Below are 18,313 nucleotides of genomic sequence, written 5' to 3'. Positions count from 1 at the left end.
GCTTCACCAAGGAAGAAATGAAGCTGGTCTGGGAGACCCGCAAGATCCTCGGCGATGACAGTATCCAGGTGAACCCCACCGCGGTGCGCGTGCCGGTGTTCTACGGCCACTCCGAGGCGGTCAACATCGAGACCAAGAAGAAGATCAGCACCGAGCAGGCCCGCGAACTGCTGGCCGCAGCGCCGGGCGTGAAGGTGGTCGACGAGCGCAAGGCCGGCGGCTATCCGACCCCGGTCACCCACGCGTCGGGCACCGACCCGGTCTACGTCGGCCGCATCCGCGAGGACATCTCGCACCCGCGTGGGCTGAACATGTGGGTGGTGGCGGACAACATCCGCAAGGGCGCCGCGCTGAACGCGGTGCAGGTTGCCGAGTTGGTCGCCAACGGCGGCTGATGCACCCCAGGGACGCCGGCAGCTTGCCGGCGTCTTCGGTTCTGGGTGGTACAGCGGTATTCGAAATCGGGGTCAGCCGTTATATTGGCGCCATGAAACTATGGGGCAGGGGCGCGATGCGCCCGTTACAAGGTGTGCTGGTCCTCGGCCTGGCGCTATTCAGCAGCGCTGCCATGGCGCTGGGGCTGGGCAACATCCGTGTCCTGTCAAAGCCAGGGCAGCCGCTGGTGGCCGAAATTCCGGTCATTTCCAGTGATCCTGGCGAACTTGAGAACGCTACGGTGGCGTTGGCCGCGCCGGTAACCTTTGAGCGCGTGGGCCTGGCCCGACCGGAAGGGCTGGTCAGCGAATTGCAGTTCCAGTTCGCGCAGGACAGCCAGGGGCGCACCGTGGTCCGTGTGACCAGTGCCACCCCGGTGAATGTGCCGGCGGTAGGCTTCCTGATCGAGGTGGATTGGGGGCAGGGCCGCCTGGTACGCGAGTACTCGGCGCTGGTAGCTGCACCGGAGACCGCAACTGCGGTGGCCGAGCCGGTCATCGAGGCGCCCGCTGCCGCTCCTTCCAACCTGATCGTGCGTGAGCCCGAGCCACTGCCGGAAGCACCGGCGGCAACTCCTGCCGCACCGGTGGCCGCTGCAGCGCCCGCCGTACAGCCCGTGCCGCAACCGCGCCCAGTTCCGGCCCCTGCACCGGCCCCCCGCGCCGATGGCCAGTCCACCACGGTGCAGCGCGGGCAGACCCTGTCGCAGATTGCTGCCGACCTTTCCCGTGAATCCGGCACCTCGCTCAACCAGACCATGGTTGCGCTGATGCGCGCCAATCCGGAAGCCTTCATCCGCGGCAACATCAACCTGCTCAAGCAGGGCGCGGTGCTGCGTACCCCAGCACAGGAGGAACTGGCCAGGGTGGGCGCTGCCGAGGCACGCGCCATCGTCAGTGAGCAGAACGCACAATGGCGCCAGGCGCGCGCCCCGGTACCGCAACCGGCAGTGGCCGATGCCGCCGCCCCGCGACCGGCAACGGGTGCCGCCAGTGCCGACGCACGGCTTGAAATCGCACCGGCGGTAGCCGGCGCACAGCAGACAGCAGGAATGACGACCGGGCTCGACGCCGGTGGTGAGGGTGACATGGCAGCCAATGAACAACTGCGGCAGGCCCGCGAAGACCTGGCCACGCGCGATGCGGAGGTCCAGGACCTGCGCGAACGGGTGGCTGACCTGGAAAAGCTGCAGAAGCAGCAGCAGTCCCTGATCGCGATGAAGGATTCGGACCTGGCTGCGGCGCAGCAGCGGCTGGCTGACTCGGCCAAGCGCGAAGGTGCGGGTTCGTCGGGCTGGTTGTGGCTGGGCCTTGCGTTGCTGGTGCTGGGCGTGGTGGGCTGGTTGCTGGCGCGCCGTCGCAAGCCGTCGCCGCTACCGCGCGGGCCGCGTGATGAGTTTTCGGTTGACGCGCTGGCGGCGAGCATGCCCGCGTCGGCTGTGGCGTTGGGCGCGCAGCACGCGCATGAACATGAAGAAGACGAGACGCTGCATGCGCCGGTGGACGAGGCGGTGCTCGCGCAGGAAGAGCAGGCTGGCAGTGAAGATCCCGATGTGTGGGACGCCCCCCAGCCCATGGCCGAGCCTGAGCGTCAGGTTGCCCCGCCGCAACCCTACGAAGAGCCGATGCCGGCATGGCTGAAATCGGTGCCGACAGTGCCGGTCGTCGCTGAAAGCACGCGTGCTGTACCCACCTCCGAGCCGACCCTGTTGTTCGAGGCCTCGCGCAGCTATGAACTGCGCGACCCCGCGCCGCCGCACGCTGGCGAACCGGCCGCTGCTGATGAGGCCCGCTGGCTGGCCGGTGACATGGCATCGCTGGCACCGTTGAACCCGGCCCCGGCGGGCCGCGAACGGTTGGAGCTGGCCATTGCCTACCTGGATCTGGGCGATGCCGAGACGGCACGTACATTGCTGAACGAGGTGGCATCGGGCTCGGACCTGAAGGCACGTATCGAGGCGATGGAATTGCTGAGTCGGCTGGGTTGATCAGCCGATGAAGCGCGAGAACGGCATCGATTACGTGGAATTGGCCTCGCGCGACCCGGCAGCCAGCCGGGCGTTCTTCGAGCAGGTGTTTGGCTGGTCGTTCGAAGACTACGGTCCGGACTACACCGCTTTCGACGATGGCCGCCTGCAGGGTGGGTTCTTCCGCGGCAAGCCGGTGACGGCTTCGGCGGGTGCGCCGTTGGTGGTGCTTTATGCAGAACAATTGGCCCCGCTGTTGGAGCAGGTGCTCGCCCATGGCGGGGAACTGATCAAACCAGTGTTTGCCTTCCCCGGTGGTCGTCGGTTCCAATTCGTGGAGCCCGGCGGCAATGAGCTGGCGGTCTGGTCCCAGCGCGACAGCGATTGAGTCGCTCTTCCTCCGCAGCAGTGGAACAACGAGGTTTGATGATGCGTTACGCGCTGGGCGTGGAATACGACGGCAGCGACTTCAAGGGCTGGCAGCAACTGGGTGAGACTGGCTGCGCCAGCGTCCAGGCCACCTTGCAGGATGCCCTGTCGTCAGTCGCAGATGCGCCGATCAGCGTTGTCTGTGCCGGACGTACCGACGCCGGCGTGCACGGCGAATGCCAGGTAGTGCACTTTGACAGCGATGTCGCCCGCACGCCGCGTGGCTGGGTGCTGGGCACGACCACGCGCTTGCCGCCCTCGGTCTGCGTGCGCTGGTGCGTGCCGGTCGCCGAAGACTTCCACGCGCGCTTCTCGGCTCGCGCCCGCCGCTATCGTTATCGCATTCTCAATCGCCAGGTCCGGCCGGCCTTGTATCGGCAGACGCTGAGTTGGGAGCGGCGAGCGCTGGATGCCGATGCCATGCACCGTGCCGCGCAGGCGCTGCTGGGCGAGAACGACTTCAGTTCATTCCGCAGTGCCCAATGCCAGGCCCTGCATGCGCGCCGCGAGCTGCAGGCGATTACTGTCAGCCGCCACGGCGAGGTGGTCGAAGTGGAGGTGCAAGCCAATGCGTTCCTGCATCACATGGTGCGCAACATCGTCGGTTCACTGATGATGGTTGGCGCCGGTGAGAAGCCCGAACAATGGATCGGCGATGTGCTGGCCATGCGTGACCGTAACCAGGCCGGCCCGACGGCGCCGCCGCAGGGCCTGGTCTTTGTCGGTCCCCTGTATGCTGACGATTGGCAACTGCCCGCGGAGGTGACCCTGTGAGCCGTACCTTGTTCCGTACCCGCATCAAGTTCTGTGGCATGACCCGTGCCGGTGATATCCGGCTGGCCAGCGAACTGGGGGTGGATGCCATCGGCTTCATCTTCGCCAAGGGCAGCGTGCGTCGCGTGGCGCCGTCCGAGGCCCGCGCCATGCGCCAGGCGATCCCGCCCATGGTCGACGTGGTCGCCCTGTTCCAGCACAACAACCGCGAAGAAGTGCGCGAAGTGCTGCGCGCGGTGCGGCCAACCCTGCTGCAGTTCCATGGCGACGAGGACGACGCGTTCTGCCGCAGCTTCAACATGCCCTACCTGAAAGCCATTGCGATGGGGGGGCGCACCGATGTCACTGCACGTGGGCTGCAGCAGATGTATCCGCACGCGGCTGGCTTCCTCTTTGACAGCCATGTTGCCGGCGGCAGCGGCGGCACCGGCGTGGCATTCGACTGGTCACAGATTCCCCCCGGCGTGCATCGTCCCTATCTGCTGGCCGGTGGGATCAAGCCGGACAACGTGCATGACGCCATCATTGCCACCCAGCCTTGGGGGGTGGACGTATCCAGCGGCATTGAGTCCTCGCCGGGCCTGAAGGACGGCTACAAGATGCGCCAGTTCGTCGAGGAAGTACGCCGTGCCGATGCTGCGGTCGAGGCTGAACCGGCGGTTTGATCCCATTTTCCCGTGCCGGCGTGCTCCGTCGGTAATTTGACACCCGCCCGCTGGGTTGATCCCTTATGATGCGGACTAGGGTGGATGGTCGGTTGCGCGGAACGCAGCCGCGCGGCAGCAACCGCAGTCCGCCGGGGATCACAGGGAAAGGAGTGCATGGCGGAATTTCTGCAAGTCGCGCTGTCGTATCCGACGCTGCCGTACAGCGTGGTGCTGTGCTTTGCGGTCATCTACTGGATGCTTGCCGCCACCGGTATCGTCGATGACGGCGGTATTGGCAGCGGTGACGGTTTCGACTTTCACAGCGGTGACGATGGTGCCAGCGGCCTGGCCGGCATGTTTGCACGGATCGGTCTGGGCGGCGCGCCCACCATGCTTGTGGTGCTTCTGCTGGCGTTCTTCGGTTGGAGCATTACCTATCTGGTCCAGTTGTTTTTCCTGCAGGCCTTGCCGCCGCTGCTGCGCTGGGGGATCGGCACCGGTGTCGCCATTGCGGCGTTGATCCCGGGTGCCGTTGTTTCCTCTTGGGTACTGCGCCCGATCCGGCGCCTGTTCATGCTGCTGCGTCCAGTCGCGCAGGAATCCATCCTTGGTAAAACCGGCCAGGTGACCTCGCCGGACGTCACCGACACGCAGGGCTATGCCAGCGTGGACGACGGCGGCGCCGGGCTGATCCTGCAGGTGCGGGCGCGCCCGGGGGCGCGGCACCTGCGCGGCGAACGCGTGCGCCTGGTGCAATACCTGCCGCAACTCAATCACTACCTGGTGGTCGGCGACGCCGAACTGCCGGCATTGGACGCTTCACATTCCGAGCTTTCACGCGACAAGGAGATCAACTGATGGATTTGGCTTCGCTGGCACCGCTTGTCATAGGCGTGGGCATACTGATCGTATTTCTGCTGGGCCTTGCCGGTCTGTTCAAGGCCTTCTACAAGAAGGTGGACCAAGGCACCGCGCTCATCGTCAATGACATGAGCTCGCAGCCCAAGGTGCATTTCACCGGCGCACTGATCGTGCCGGTGCTGTACCGCGCCGAGCTGATGAAGATCAGCCTGATCACCCTGCAGGTGGATCGTCGTGGCAAGGAAGGCCTGATCTGCCGCGACAACATGCGCGCCGATATCACCGTCGCGTTCTACCTGCGCGTCAACGAAACCCAGGCCGACGTGCTGCGGGTGGCCAAGGCCATCGGCGCAGATCGGGCCTCGGACAAGAATGCAGTGGACGAGCTGTTCAATGCCAAGTTCTCCGAAGCGCTGAAGACGGTGGGCAAGAAGTTCGACTTCACCCAGCTGTTCGAAAAGCGCCAGGAGTTCCGCGACGAGATCATCGCGGTGATCGGCAACGACCTCAACGGCTACGCGCTGGAGGACGTTGCGATCGACTATCTCGAACAGACCCCGAAGAACCTGCTGGACCCCAGCAATATTCTTGATGCCGAAGGCATCCGCAAGATCACCGAGCTGACCGCCGCGCAGAACGTGATTACCAACGAGTTGGCGCAGAACGAGCGCCTGGCCATCACCAAGAAGAATGTGGAGGCCAAGGAAGCAACGCTTGCGCTGGAACGCCAGCAGGCCGAAGCCGAGGCGCGACAGAAGCGCGAGGTGGACACCATCCGCGCGCGCGAAGAAGCCGAAACCCTCAAAGTGCAGGAAGAACAGCGCCAGCTGTCCGAGAACGCACGTATCGAAGCGCAGCAGCTGATCGACATCCGCGACCAGAACCGTCTGCGCGAAGTGGAAGTGGCCGAGCAGAATCGCCAGCGCGCCGTCGCCATCGAAGTCGAGCGCGTTGCCCGCGCACGCCAGCTGGAGCAGGTCACCACCGATCGCGAAGTGCAGTTGCAGGGCGTGGAGCGCGACAAGGTGGTCGAGCAGGGCAAGATGGACGTGGCCAACATCACCCGCGAACGCATCTCCATCGACAAGACCGTGGCGCAGGAAGAAGAGCGCATCAAGGAAGTGCGGCAGGTGTCCGAGGCCGACCGCCTGAAGCAGGTCGCCATCCTCGAAGCCGAGGCCGAGGCGCAGGAGGCGATGCTCAAGCAGGTCAAGGAAGCCGAAGCCGCCGAAGCGGCAGCCAAGCACAAGGCGGTGGAGATCACCACCCTGGCACAGGCCGAGTTCGATGCGGCCGGCAAGCAGGCCGAAGCGAAGAAGGCGCTGGCCGAAGGTATCCGGGCCGAGCGCGCAGCACCCGGTCTGGCCGATGCACAGGTCAAGGAAGCCGGCGCACTGGCAATCGAAAAGGTCGGTATCGCCGAAGCACGCGTGGTCGATGCGATGGCCGACGCCAACCTGAAGCAGGGCACCGCCGAGGCCAAGGTATTGGCCGAGCAGCTGGCGGCGCGTGCGCAGGGCGAGGAGCAGATGGGCCGTGCCAAGGCCACTGCGACCGAAACCCTGGGCGTGGCGGAAGCCTCGGTGATCGAGAAGAAGCTGTTTGCCGAGGCCGACGGCCTGACCCGCAAGTTCCAGGCGATCGATTCGCTGGGCGACACCGCGCGCGGCCACGAAGAGTTCCGCATGACCCTGGATACCGGTTTGAAGCAGGCCCTGGCCACGCTCGATGCCGGCAAGGAAATCTCCAAGGAGAACGCCGAAGTCATCGCCAGTGCCCTGCGCAATGCCGATATCGACATGGTCGGTGGCGACGGTGGCATGTTCGAGAACCTGGTCAAGGCAATGTCGCTGGGCCGCTCGATCGAGGGCCTGACCGACAAGAGCCCGATCGTGCAGGACTTGATGCAGCGCTACCTGGGCGTGGACATGGCCGCACGCGGCAAGCCGGCCAAGCGGATCGCCGACGACACCGCGCCGGCGACGGACGCCGGCTGAGTGTGCATGCACCCGCACGCGTGGGCGTGCGGGTGTGCAACCGGGGCCGCGGCGCCATGTGCCGACGGCTCGCGTGGATGATGGTGCCCGCCCCGCCGCTGGCTGGGTGCGCGCCATGGCAGGGAAAAATCGATGGCTGATACGAACGACAGTGCAAGCGCGCAGAGCGCTGCCTCCATCGCCGACCAGGCGGTCGCGCAGGGCGGCGCCTACGAGGTGCTGCGCAAGCGGCTGAGCGACCAGGGCACGCGCCTGCGCCAGGTTGTCGAGGCCATGAACCAGCGGCGCCTGCAGGAGTTCGGCGACAGCCGGATGGAAGTGATCGGGCGGTTCCGCATCCGCACCGAGAACAACTGCGTAGGCCGCGACATCGTCCAGGTTGGCGATGACCTGCTGTTGTTCGGCTACAACGTGTTCATCGGTTTGAAGACGCAGACACGGGTGGAGGATGTATTTGGCCTCTACCGCATGGTCGAGGGCGCCGAGGGCTACGACGTTACCCCGGTGGACCTGAAAACAAGCTTCCTGGCGCAGCCGGGCTTCGTCCACGACTTTTCCGAGCTTTACGCGTATTACAAGCACGCGCGCCTGCTGCAGCTGATCGTGCGCGATGGCAAGTTGCTGGCGGCATTCCAGATCGGCGAGCGCAGCAGCGACGTGCGTGTGTTCCGCTGGGCGATGGCACCCACCGGCGAGCTGACATACATCGACGCACGCGGCGAGCGCGATATCGCCCTGCCGCCGCCGTTCGATTTCGAGTGGACGCGTGCCAGTCGCGACATGATGGTTACCGGGCGCTTCCCGCACCTGAACATCCTCGACACCATTTTCGTCGAGACCACCGGTGGTGACCTCACCATCAAGGTGGAGAACAATACCGAGACCGGGCAGGGCGTTTACAGTGAGCCGGTCGAGGACAGCACCCAATCGCTGGACGACGCCACCATCGATTTTGCGCAGGTGGGCTCGCTGATCCTGCTCAAGGTACAGCCCTACCGGGAGGACACCTGGCGCGGCCTGATCTACAACACCTTGACCGGCAAGGTAGTGCGCAACGATGCCATCGTGCAGGCCTGCGTACAGCTGCCTGATGACCACGGCATCATCTTCCCCGGTGGCTATTACCTGCAGAGTGGCGAGCACAAGGCGTTTGATGCCTCGATGCAGGGGATGCGCTACAAGCGCTCGATCCGTTCGCCGAATGGCGAGGACATGCTGTACATCTTCTACGAGCGCGAAGCAGGCAAGTCCGCGCTGTTTGTCTACAACAGCATCCAGCGTGCCTTGCAGAACCCGGTGTTCGGTTTGGGCTATGCCTTCCTGCGCGATGGCCGCATGGTGCTGTTCAACGCAGAGAACGAAGAACCGACCCGCATCCATCCGATGCAGGTCTGGCAGACCCCGTTCAGCAGTGATGAATTTGCCGCGCACCGACCGGCGGGTACCAGTTTCATGGCGCGTATCGGCAATGCCGAGCTGGTGCGCGGTATTTCCAACCTGCTGGACCTTGGGCGCGAAATAGATAGCCGTGAAGTCTCGTTGGCACGCTACGAGTTGCTGACCCACAACGCCCGCCGCCTGTTCGACGCGCATCACTGGCTGGATGACGCCAACTGCGATGGCGCAGCCACGCTGCTGCGGGAGATCAGTGCTACCGGCGAGTCGATGCTGGACGAGTACGAGAAGGTCGAGAGCATCCGCAAGCAGTCCGCGCAGGCGATGACCGAGGTCACCACCCAGCACAAGTCGCTGCTGGGCCGGCTGCAGCCGCAGAACTGGTCGAAGATTGGCGAGTTCGTTGAAAGCCTTGGCGAGATCGGCAAGCTACGCGGTCGCCTGTTGACGGTGCGGGATTTCCGCTACGTCGATGTGGCCGCCATCGACGCGATGAATAGCTCCCTGCAGGAAGCGCACGACCGCGTTGGCGCAGCCGCAGGTGAGTTCCTGGGAGGGGACAAGGCGTTGGCGCCCTTCAGCGAGCGCCTGCAGGAACTGGATACGGTCGCCCAGGCGGCGCAGACCGCAAAGCAGCTGTCCGAGCAGATCGCGCAGATGCAGCAGATGTCGGCTGAACTCGACATGCTTTCGGAGTTGATGGCAAGCCTGAAGGTTGACGATGCTGCACAGCGCACGCGCGTGGTGGAAGCCATCTCCGGCATCTACGCCAAGCTCAACCAGACCCGTGCACGCGCGGACCAGCGCCGCCGCTCGCTGGGCTCGGCTGAAGCCGTGGCCCAGTTTGGCGCGCAGTTTTCCTTGTTCAGTCAGGCCATCACCAGCGCCCTGGGCCTGGCGACCGATCCCGAGCGTGCCGACGAGCAATTGTCGCGTCTGATGGTGCAACTGGAAGAGCTGGAGAGCCAGTTTGGCGAACACGAGCAGTTCCTCGGCGACATCCTCAGCAAGCGCGAGGAGTTGCTGGACACTTTCGAGTCGCACAAGCAGACGCTACTGGATGCGCGCCAGCGCAAGGCACAATCGGTGCTGGACGCGGCCAACCGCATCCTTGATGGCCTGGCCAAGCGCACCGAGCGCTTCACCACGGTGGACGAGCTCAATGCGTTCTTTGCCGGTGACCCGCTGATCCTGAAGTTGCGCGAGCTGGCTGACCGCCTGCGCGAGTACAAGGACAGCGTCAAGGCCGATGACGTGGAAGCGCGGCTCAAGGGCGTGCGCGACCAGGCAGTGCGTGCCCTGCGCGATCGCAGCGATCTGTTCGAAGGCGGCGGTAATGTCATCCGCCTGGGACGGCACCGTTTCAGCGTCAATACCCAACCGCTGGACCTGACCATCCTGCCGCGCGGGGAAGGTTTGGCGGTGCACCTCACCGGCACGGATTACTACGAAGCGATCGCCGATCCCGAACTGGAGGCACTGCGCGACTACTGGCCGGTAACCTTGGATTCGGAATCGCCGACGCTGTACCGCGGTGAGTACCTGGCCGGACTGATCCTGGATGCAGCGATCAACAGCTGTGACGATCTGTCGCTGGATGTGCTGTTGCGCGAGGCGGCGCAACCGGAAGCCTTGGGCAAGCGCGTGCGTGACTTTGCCGCGCCGCGTTATCGCGAGGGTTACGAGAAAGGCATCCACGACCATGATGCCGCCTTGATCCTGCAGGCGGTGCTGCCGCTGTACCAGGCCGCCGGTTCGCTGGTGCATGCGGCGGGTCCGCGTGCCTTGGCGCTGTTGTTCTGGTCACGCGAGGGCAAGCGCGAGGACGTCAGCCAATGGGTCGAGCGCGCCGCAGGTGCGTTCGCCATCGCGCGGTTGTTCAACGTGCGCGACGGGCTGGAAGCCCTGCGTGCCGAGATCGCGTTGGCATTGGCCGCTTTCCAGGAAGAGCACGCACTGCCCTTCGACAGTGGCGTGCCGGCCTTGGCAGCGGAATACCTGCTGGCCGAATTGGGCAATGGTGAGCCGACCTTCGCCTTCAGCGGCTACGCACGGCAGCTGTTGGCCGGGCTGCGTGAACAATTGCAGGCAGCAGGCCAGGCCGATGCCTTCGACCGTAGCCTGCAGCGCCTTTCCAAGCGTCTGGCGCTGCAATGGGCGCAGGCCGTGCAATGGCTGCAGGCCATGTGCGGGCAGCCGAAGTTCGCGGCCATGGCCGGCTATGCGCCGGAAGCGGCTGCGATGCTGTTGGGTGAACGCGGCTTGCGCAGCCAGGTGCGCGAGGTGACGCTGATCGCGGATGTTGCCGGCTTGCTGGGCGAGCACCCGCGGGTTGCGCAAGGTCACCTGCAATTGGCAGTGGATGATTTCCTGCAGCGCTGGCAGTCGCATCGCCGCCAGTTCCAGCCGGGCTTCGAGCGCTACCAGGCGCTGCGCCAACGCATCAGCGCACGCGAACGCGACGCGCTGCGCTTGAGCGAGTTCCAGGCGCGGCCATTGAGTTCGTTCGTCCGCAACAAGCTGATCAATGATGTCTACCTGCCCATCATCGGTGACAACCTTGCCAAGCAGATGGGCACGGTGGGCGAGAACAAGCGCAGCGACCTGATGGGCCTGCTGATGATGATCAGCCCGCCCGGCTACGGCAAGACCACGTTGATGGAATACGTGGCCAACCGTCTGGGCCTGGTCTTCATGAAGATCAATGGTCCGGCGCTGGGCCACGAAGTGCGCTCGCTGGATCCGGAACAGGCGCCCGACGCCACCTCGCGGCAGGAGCTGCACAAGCTCAACCTGGCGTTGGAGATGGGCAACAACACCATGCTGTATGTCGACGACATCCAGCACACCCATCCGGAATTCCTGCAGAAATTCATTTCGCTGTGCGATGGCACCCGCCGCATCGAAGGCGTCTGGAAGGGCCGCACCAAGACCTATGACCTGCGCGGCAAGAAGTTCTGCGTGGTGATGGCGGGTAACCCGTACACGGAATCCGGCGAAGTGTTCAAGGTGCCGGACATGCTGGCCAACCGCGCCGACATCTACAATCTCGGTGACGTGCTGGGTGGCATGGAAGAAGCCTTCAAGCTCAGCTATATCGAGAACAGCCTGACCTCCAGCCAGGTGTTGGCGCCGATGGCCACGCGTGACCTGGCCGACCTGTACCTGCTGGTCGACAAGGCCAATGGCAAGGAAGTCTCCACCAACGCGCTGAGCCACGCGTATAGCGGTGCCGAGATCAACGAGATCGTTGCCACCCTTGAGCGCCTTATGCAGGTGCGTGAGGTGGTTTACCGGGTCAACCAGCAATACATCGCCAGCGCCGCACAGGCCGACAAATACCGCGTCGAACCGCCGTTCCGCCTGCAGGGCAGCTACCGCAACATGAACAAGCTGTCGGAGAAGATCTCGCCGGTGATGAACGCTGCCGAGCTGCAGCAGCTGATCTCCGATCACTATCTGGGCGAATCGCAGTTGTTGACCAGCGGCTCGGAAGAAAACCTGCTCAAGCTGGGTGAGCTGCGGGGTGTGATGGATGCGCAGCAGCAGGCACGCTGGGAACAGATCAAGCGCGATTTCATGCGCGACAAGGCCATGGGCGGTGATGACGCCGACACCGGCGCGCGGGTGGTGGCGCAGTTGGCCGATATCGCCAGCGGCCTGCAGGGCCTGCGTACGGAGGACACGCCGCAGGCCGCGCCAGTTGCTGCCCAGGCCGAGGCGCCGTGGGAGCAGATCATGGCCTTGTTGCAGGCCGTTGCCGAGCGCCCTGCAGCCGTGGTGCAGCCCGCAGCAGCACCGGTGGTCGCGCCGACACCGGCGGCAGCGCCGGCGCAGCAGGATTTGACTCCTCTGCTGCAGGCTCTGGTTGCGGCCCAGCAACGGCAGGGGCAGGTTGGCGATGCACTGTCTGGGTTGGCGGCGCAGCTGCAGGAGTGGTTGTCGAAGGAGGGCAGCGCAGTCGGCAAGCCGGCGCCGCGCGTACGTCGCGCCCGCACCCCGGAAGAAAAGGCGCTTGACGAGGCGCTGATGCGTCACTTCTACGGCGGCAGCATTGTTGTCCCCGGCCAGCAGGGCAGCCGGGGCAAGGACAGCGCGGACGATGCCTGAGCCGCTGCTGCCGGTACCGCCGCAGCCGGCCTTGGCGGCCGATGATCCGCTGGCGGTCGCCGGCTATGGCAGTGAATTGCTGGTGGCGGTAGAACGGCTGATCGGGCCCCCGGTAGTGGCCGGGGCCGCGTCTGCGCTGGTGCTGGAAATGGACAATATCCGGCTGGCAATGCAGGCCCGGGATGGACGCCAGATCCGGCGGTCGGTGGGCTTGCTGGGCCGCCTGCTGGGGCGCGACGTCGAGGCGCAGGTGCAGGCCGAGCAGTTGGCCGGGCAGTTGGACGTCTGCCTGTTGCGCGCCGACGGCCAGGTCCAGGCACTACGGCAGGAGCTTGCCCACTATCTTCGGCAGGTCGCATCGGTCGAGTTGGCGGTGGCCGCAATCGACGATTGGGCCGTTGCCGGTGAGTCCGCCACTGCGCCGGTCGACAGCGTGGCGCAGGCTGCATTGCAGCGGCGGTTGCTGCACCTGCGCGGGCTGGCAAGGCTGCGCCAGACCGAAGCCGAGCAACTGCGCCTGCTGCATGCGCAAGGCGCGGAGCTGATTGAGCGCTACCAGCGCATCCGTGACGTGTTGCTGCCGTTGTGGCGTCAGCAGGCCCTTGCCGAACGCGCTGCACAGATGTCTGGCACGTTGGCCCAGGCGGCCGATGCCCAAGCCCGTATTCTCGACGAGGTGACAGCCATGCAGGCTAGACTGCGCTGACACCCACCCGCACCTGACTGCGCGCGCTTGCCCGCGCCACTTGTTCAAGGAGAACAGCTGATGACCGACGACAACCTGCCGCTGCCGGCCGGCCCTTCTGCGGATGTGGACGCTACAACCCTGGTTGCACTGGGCCTGACCGAAACCGACCGCCCGCAGATCGCGCAGATCGTGCGGACCCTGGACGACATCAGTCCCGGCAACCTGCATGTGTTCGGTCGCGAAGCGGCGGGCAAGAGCGCCGCGTTCTCCAGCCAGCTGCTGGATCACGTACGCAACCGCGACCTGGATGCCTCCGGCGACAAGCTGGGCGAGGTGGTTCGCATAGCGCGCTCGCTGAAACTGGACAGCCTGCAGCAACGCTCCAAGGTGCCGGTGATCGGCGGCCTGATCGATCGCATGCGCGCCTCCAAGGGCGAGCTGGTGCAGAAATTCAGCGACACCAACCAGCAGATCGAACAGCTGATGCGTGATGTCGGCACCCAACAGGCGCAGATGGGCCAGCGCGTGGGTGAGTTTGACCGCATGCATGTCATCGTCCGTGATGAACGGCAAAGCCTGGGCCTGCACATTGCCGCCGGCAAGCAGCGCCTGGCCGAGCTCAACAACGAGTTGCACGCATTGCTGGGTCTGGAAGACCCGCAATCGCGCATCCGTCGTGGCGAGATCGACAACGCCATCCGCCTGCTCGACAAGCGCGTGGGCGATTTGACGGTCATGCAGCATGCGGCCGATCAATCATTGCCGATGATCCGCCTGATCCAGGCCAACGCCATCCAGTTGATCGAGAAGTTCAACGCGGTGCGCGATATCACCATTCCGTCCTGGAAGCGCCAGTTCGCCATCCAGCTGTCGCTGGGCGAGCAGAAGAACGCAGTTGACCTGTCCAACGCGATCGATGACGCGACCAACGAGTTGATGCGGCGCAATGCAGACCTGATGCGGCAGACCTCGGTGGAAACCGCCAAGGCCAACCAACGTGCCGTCATCGATGTGGCCACGCTGCGCCATGTGCACGAGCAACTTATTGCAACGGTGGAAGAGGTGCGCACCATCCACCGCGAAGGCATGCAGCAGCGCCAGCAGGCGGAGGTGGAACTGGCGCGCCTGCGTGAGGATGTGCAGCAGCGTTTGGCGCTGCCGACGCAGGGCAGTGTGGGAGCGGCGTAAGCCGCGAAGCTGCAGATGCAGCAGATGCAGCAGGATCCAGCGCTTTAGCTCCCTCCCTTTGCCGAAGGCAAGGGGAGGGTTGGGGAGGGGTAAGCTCTTGGGCCTTTCAAGCTGTGCGAGCTTCGCGGCTCACGCCGCTCCAGCAAAACAAAGCCTGTAAAGGTTTACGCAAGCTGCTTGCGCAGCCAATCCGCCAATGCAGCCACACGCGGATCCTGCTGATCACCCGCAGTGCACAGCGCCCAGGCGCCCTCGGTATCGACAAAGCCCCATGGTGCGATCAGGCGGCCGTTGACCAGGTCTTCGGCGACCAAGGGTTCCGGAGCAATGGCGATGCCCAGCCCGGCAACTGCCGCTTCAAGCTGGTAGTACAGATGCTCGAAGCCGGTGCCATAGCGCAGCGCCGTCACATCGATGCCGTTGAGCGCAGCCCAGGTGGGCCATGCCTGCGGGCGCGATCGTGTGTGCAGCAGCTCATGTGCCAGCAATGCATCGGCAGGCTGGTGCGCCAGCAGGTGTGCGCCCTTGATCGACGGGCTGAACACCGGGCCTATCCGTTCGGTAGCCAAGGTATGTACCTGCCAACCCGCCGGCCAAGGGGCCTGCCCGAGCAGCAGGGCAGCGTCCAGTCCATCCAGGCGCGGGGTGAAATCGCCTTCCTGCGCGGCCAGGTGCAGGGTCAGGCCGGGCAGGTCGCGTTGCAGATCCTGCAGGCGGGGGATGACCCAGCGAGCAAGCACGCTTCCCGGGCACCCCAGTACAAAGGCTTCGTTGCGCACGGGCCGGCGCAAGCCGGTCACGCAATCGCGCAGCTGCGCGAATGCCCCTGAGCAGGCTTCCAGCAGTCGCTGGCCGGCGCTGTTGGGGCGGATGCCGCGGCCTTCGCGTTCGAACAGAGCGATCCCCAACTCTTGTTCCAGCAAGCGCAACTGGCGGCTGATGGCGCCGTGGGTGACGTGCAGCTCAGCCGCGGCCAGGCTGACGCTGCGCAGGCGCGCGGCGGCTTCAAACGCGCGCAGCGCGTTGAGGGAGGGCAGGGTGGCGGGGTCTTTCATGTGAGTTTTTCTAACACATGGTCGAGCAATAATCGATATTCAAGCATGCAGGCCTGCGTTAGATTGCATGCCTGTTCCCCCTTCTGTGACTGCCATGACTGCTACGCCGATTGCCGATTTCCATGCCTATCCGGACGCCCACGGGCACTTTGGTCGCTATGGCGGCAGCTTTGTGGCCGAAACCCTGGTGGGCCCCCTGCAGGAACTGGCGGCCGCCTATGACCAGGCCCGTGTCGATCCGGCCTTCATTGCGGCCTACGACAAGGACCTGAAGCACTACGTTGGCCGGCCCAGCCCGATTTACCACGCCGAGCGCCTGAGCCGCGAAGTGGGCGGTGCGCAGATCCTGCTCAAGCGCGAGGACCTGAACCACACCGGCGCGCACAAGGTGAACAACACTATCGGCCAGGCGATGCTGGCCGCGCGCATGGGCAAGACCCGGATCATTGCCGAAACCGGCGCCGGCCAGCACGGCGTCGCCTCGGCCACCGTTGCCGCGCGCTTGGGCCTGGAGTGCGTGGTCTACATGGGCGCCACCGACATCGAGCGACAGAAGATCAACGTCTATCGGATGAAGCTGCTCGGGGCCACCGTGGTGCCGGTGCATAGCGGCTCGGCCACCCTGAAGGACGCATTGAACGAAGCCATGCGCGACTGGGTGACCAATGTGCGCGACACCTTCTACATCATCGGCACCGTTGCCGGCCCGGACCCGTACCCGCGCATGGTGCGCGATTTCAACGCCATCGTCGGCCGCGAGGCGCGTGCGCAGATGCTGGAGGACTATGGCCGCCTGCCCGACGCCATCACCGCCTGCGTGGGGGGCGGCTCCAACGCCATTGGCCTGTTCCACGCTTTCCTCAACGACAGCAGCGTGAAGATCTACGGCGCAGAGGCGGCGGGCGATGGCATCCACACCGGCCGCCATGCGGCATCCATCTCGGCCGGCCGCCCGGGTGTGCTGCACGGTAATCGCACCTATGTGCTGTGCGATGACGATGGCCAGATCATCGAGACCCATTCCATCTCCGCCGGCCTGGATTACCCCGGCGTCGGCCCGGAGCATGCGTTCCTATCCGACAGCGGCCGCGCCCAGTACGTCGGCATCACCGACGAAGAAGCCTTGGCAGCGTTCCACCGGCTGACCCTGACCGAAGGCATTCTGCCGGCACTGGAATCCAGTCACGCCGTGGCCCAGGCGATCAAGCTGGCCCGCGAGCTGCCCAAGGACGCGTTGGTACTGTGCAACCTGTCCGGTCGGGGTGACAAGGACGTGCACACCATCGCCGCACGCGAGGGTCTGGTGCTGTGAGGGTGCGCTTGCTGGGTGCGCCCTTGCTGGCGGGGTTGGCTGCGGCGATGGCGGGCTGCACTCCGTCACCGGCGCCACCGCAGGTATCGGCACCCGCTGCCCCGGCAGCCGCAAGCACGCCTGCGGCGGCGGCTACGGCGGCCACGCCGGCAGCCACCTCGCCGGTGGAACTTGCCCGGGTGGGCGAACTGCGCATCGGCGCACCCTTCGGCAAGGCAGCGGGAGACAAGGCCTTCGTCTCGGCGGGCATGCGTGAGGCGATGGAAGGCGATTGCGAGTACTACGACAAGGGCACGCTGCCCGACGGCATGTCGATGATGGTGATTGCGGACCGCATTGCCCGTTTCGAGGTGGATGCCACCGACGACCCCGGCGTGGAGGTCAGCGCGCCGCCAGCCGGTGCCGCCGCACTGCCGTATGGCCTGTGGGTGGGCATGACGGTGGCGCAGGCGAAACAACGCCTGCCAGCCGGTGTGGTCACCCGCCCGCATGCGTATTCGGCCCCGGATGGGGACTACCTGACCTGGACCGACAAGGCCAACAAACTGGCCCTGCGCCTGGAAACTTTGAATGGACTGGTCACCTCGATCTATTGGGGCCAGCCCGAGGCGGTTGAACTGATTGAAGGATGTGCCTGAGATGGCTGTGACCCGAATTGACGATTGTTTCGCCCGTCTGCGCGCTTCCGGGCGCAAGGCGCTGATTCCTTTCATCACCGCAGGCGATCCCTCGTTGGAGGCGACGGTGCCGGTGATGCATGCGCTGGTGGCCGCCGGTGCGGATGTGATCGAACTGGGTGTGCCGTTCTCCGATCCGATGGCGGACGGCCCGACCATCCAACGCAGCTCCGAGCATGCATTGGCGCGTGGGGCAGGGCGGCAATACGTGCTCGACACGGTGGCGGAGTTCCGTCGCACAGACAACGCCACCCCGGTGGTGCTGATGGGCTATCTCAATCCAGTTGAGATCCGGGGCTATCAGCGTTACGCCGAAGAGGCCGTGGCTGCGGGCGTGGACGGCATCCTGTTGGTTGACCTGCCGCCGGAAGAAGCCGATGAGCCCCGAGCCGCACTCAGCGCGGCGGGGCTGGCCTTGATCCTGCTTGCCTCGCCGACCAGCAGCGAGGCGCGCCTGGACAGCCTCTGCAATGCGGCCCAAGGCTATCTGTACTACGTCAGCTTCGCTGGCGTGACCGGGGCGTCGGAGCGGCTGGACAGCACGGCGGCAGGGGAGCGTCTGCGCCTGTTGCGCAGCCGTTCCAGTGCGCCGGTGGTGGCAGGTTTCGGCATCAAGGATGCGGCCAGCGCGACAGCGATGGCGGTTGATGCCGATGGCGTAGTGGTGGGAAGTGCGTTGGTCTCAGCTTTGGCTGAGACGGCTGACCCGGCAACTGCCGCCGCGACCTTCCTCAAGCCGCTGCGCGAAGCTTTGGGTCGCTGAGCGGGCGTCCTGTAGT

At 65.2% G+C, this 18,313-nt stretch carries 14 protein-coding genes; 13 read left to right on the top strand and 1 reads right to left on the bottom strand.

Features of this window, described 5'->3' with window-relative positions; translation table 11 throughout:
* The 10 genes from RT460_RS12915 to RT460_RS12870 form a co-directional block, all read left to right on the top strand.
* On the top strand, nt 1-395 hold a 395-nt coding region (locus tag RT460_RS12915; protein ID WP_313319364.1), incomplete at its 5' end, for an Asd/ArgC dimerization domain-containing protein.
* A gap of 116 nt (nt 396-511) precedes the next feature.
* The gene (locus RT460_RS12910) at nt 512-2,422 is read left to right on the top strand and encodes a FimV/HubP family polar landmark protein (protein ID WP_313319363.1); all 1,911 of its coding nucleotides are present in this window, start codon (nt 512-514) and stop codon (nt 2,420-2,422) included.
* A gap of 7 nt (nt 2,423-2,429) precedes the next feature.
* A complete protein-coding gene (locus RT460_RS12905) occupies nt 2,430-2,789 on the top strand; it encodes a VOC family protein (protein ID WP_313319362.1) in 360 nt (119 codons plus the stop codon).
* A 41-nt stretch (nt 2,790-2,830) separates the two neighbouring features.
* Nucleotides 2,831-3,604: a tRNA pseudouridine(38-40) synthase TruA gene (gene truA, locus RT460_RS12900; RefSeq protein ID WP_313319361.1), complete on the top strand. Its 774-nt coding sequence runs from the start codon at nt 2,831-2,833 to the stop codon at nt 3,602-3,604.
* Nucleotides 3,601-4,269: a phosphoribosylanthranilate isomerase gene (locus RT460_RS12895; protein WP_313319360.1), complete on the top strand. Its 669-nt coding sequence runs from the start codon at nt 3,601-3,603 to the stop codon at nt 4,267-4,269. The genes truA and RT460_RS12895 overlap by 4 nt, the downstream gene beginning before the upstream one ends.
* A 156-nt stretch (nt 4,270-4,425) precedes the next feature.
* Nucleotides 4,426-5,109, top strand: coding sequence for a hypothetical protein (locus RT460_RS12890; protein WP_313319359.1), 684 nt, complete (start codon nt 4,426-4,428; stop codon nt 5,107-5,109).
* Nucleotides 5,109-7,109 carry a hypothetical protein gene (locus tag RT460_RS12885; protein WP_313319358.1) on the top strand — a complete coding sequence of 667 codons (2,001 nt, stop codon included), beginning with the start codon at nt 5,109-5,111 and terminating at the stop codon, nt 7,107-7,109. The genes RT460_RS12890 and RT460_RS12885 overlap by 1 nt, the downstream gene beginning before the upstream one ends.
* A gap of 132 nt (nt 7,110-7,241) precedes the next feature.
* A complete protein-coding gene (locus tag RT460_RS12880; protein ID WP_313319357.1) occupies nt 7,242-12,614 on the top strand; it encodes a DNA repair ATPase in 5,373 nt (1,790 codons plus the stop codon).
* On the top strand, nt 12,607-13,320 hold the full coding sequence (locus tag RT460_RS12875; protein WP_313319356.1) for a hypothetical protein: 714 nt from the start codon (nt 12,607-12,609) through the stop codon (nt 13,318-13,320). The genes RT460_RS12880 and RT460_RS12875 overlap by 8 nt, the downstream gene beginning before the upstream one ends.
* A 60-nt stretch (nt 13,321-13,380) precedes the next feature.
* Nucleotides 13,381-14,490: a toxic anion resistance protein gene (locus RT460_RS12870; RefSeq protein ID WP_313319355.1), complete on the top strand. Its 1,110-nt coding sequence runs from the start codon at nt 13,381-13,383 to the stop codon at nt 14,488-14,490.
* A 164-nt stretch (nt 14,491-14,654) separates the two neighbouring features.
* Here the strand turns inward: RT460_RS12870 and RT460_RS12865 are convergent, their stop codons facing one another.
* Complete coding sequence (locus RT460_RS12865) at nt 14,655-15,545, bottom strand: LysR family transcriptional regulator (protein WP_313319354.1); 891 nt, start codon at nt 15,543-15,545, stop codon at nt 14,655-14,657.
* A 94-nt stretch (nt 15,546-15,639) separates the two neighbouring features.
* On the opposite strand from RT460_RS12865, the gene trpB reads away from it, so the two are divergent.
* The 3 genes from trpB to trpA are packed head-to-tail and all read left to right on the top strand — an operon-like array spanning nt 15,640 to nt 18,297.
* A complete protein-coding gene (gene trpB / locus RT460_RS12860; protein WP_313319353.1) occupies nt 15,640-16,857 on the top strand; it encodes a tryptophan synthase subunit beta in 1,218 nt (405 codons plus the stop codon).
* Nucleotides 16,858-16,859: 2 nt separating this feature from the next.
* Nucleotides 16,860-17,495, top strand: a complete 636-nt coding sequence (locus RT460_RS12855; protein ID WP_313319352.1) for a hypothetical protein — start codon at nt 16,860-16,862, stop codon at nt 17,493-17,495.
* A gap of 7 nt (nt 17,496-17,502) precedes the next feature.
* Nucleotides 17,503-18,297, top strand: coding sequence for a tryptophan synthase subunit alpha (gene trpA, locus RT460_RS12850; RefSeq protein WP_313319367.1), 795 nt, complete (start codon nt 17,503-17,505; stop codon nt 18,295-18,297).
* The last annotated feature ends 16 nt before the right edge of the window (nt 18,298-18,313 follow it).

Origin of the sequence: Stenotrophomonas sp. (assembly GCF_032061965.1) — a bacterium.
GTDB lineage: Bacteria > Pseudomonadota > Gammaproteobacteria > Xanthomonadales > Xanthomonadaceae > Stenotrophomonas.
Note: the sequence above shows the minus strand (reverse complement) of the source record. Positions and strands in the feature narration are given on the sequence as shown.

Excerpts from the sequence above, each read along its gene's own strand:
- RT460_RS12870 (WP_313319355.1), top strand. The coding sequence starts at position 13,381 with ATGACCGACGACAACCTGCCGCTGCCGGCCGGCCCTTCTGCGGATGTG.
- RT460_RS12890 (WP_313319359.1), top strand. The coding sequence starts at position 4,426 with ATGGCGGAATTTCTGCAAGTCGCGCTGTCGTATCCGACGCTGCCGTAC.
- trpB (WP_313319353.1), top strand. The coding sequence starts at position 15,640 with ATGACTGCTACGCCGATTGCCGATTTCCATGCCTATCCGGACGCCCAC.
- RT460_RS12880 (WP_313319357.1), top strand. The coding sequence starts at position 7,242 with ATGGCTGATACGAACGACAGTGCAAGCGCGCAGAGCGCTGCCTCCATC.
- truA (WP_313319361.1), top strand. The coding sequence starts at position 2,831 with ATGCGTTACGCGCTGGGCGTGGAATACGACGGCAGCGACTTCAAGGGC.
- RT460_RS12885 (WP_313319358.1), top strand. The coding sequence starts at position 5,109 with ATGGATTTGGCTTCGCTGGCACCGCTTGTCATAGGCGTGGGCATACTG.
- RT460_RS12905 (WP_313319362.1), top strand. The coding sequence starts at position 2,430 with ATGAAGCGCGAGAACGGCATCGATTACGTGGAATTGGCCTCGCGCGAC.
- RT460_RS12910 (WP_313319363.1), top strand. The coding sequence starts at position 512 with ATGCGCCCGTTACAAGGTGTGCTGGTCCTCGGCCTGGCGCTATTCAGC.
- RT460_RS12875 (WP_313319356.1), top strand. The coding sequence starts at position 12,607 with ATGCCTGAGCCGCTGCTGCCGGTACCGCCGCAGCCGGCCTTGGCGGCC.
- RT460_RS12865 (WP_313319354.1), bottom strand. The coding sequence starts at position 15,545 with ATGAAAGACCCCGCCACCCTGCCCTCCCTCAACGCGCTGCGCGCGTTT.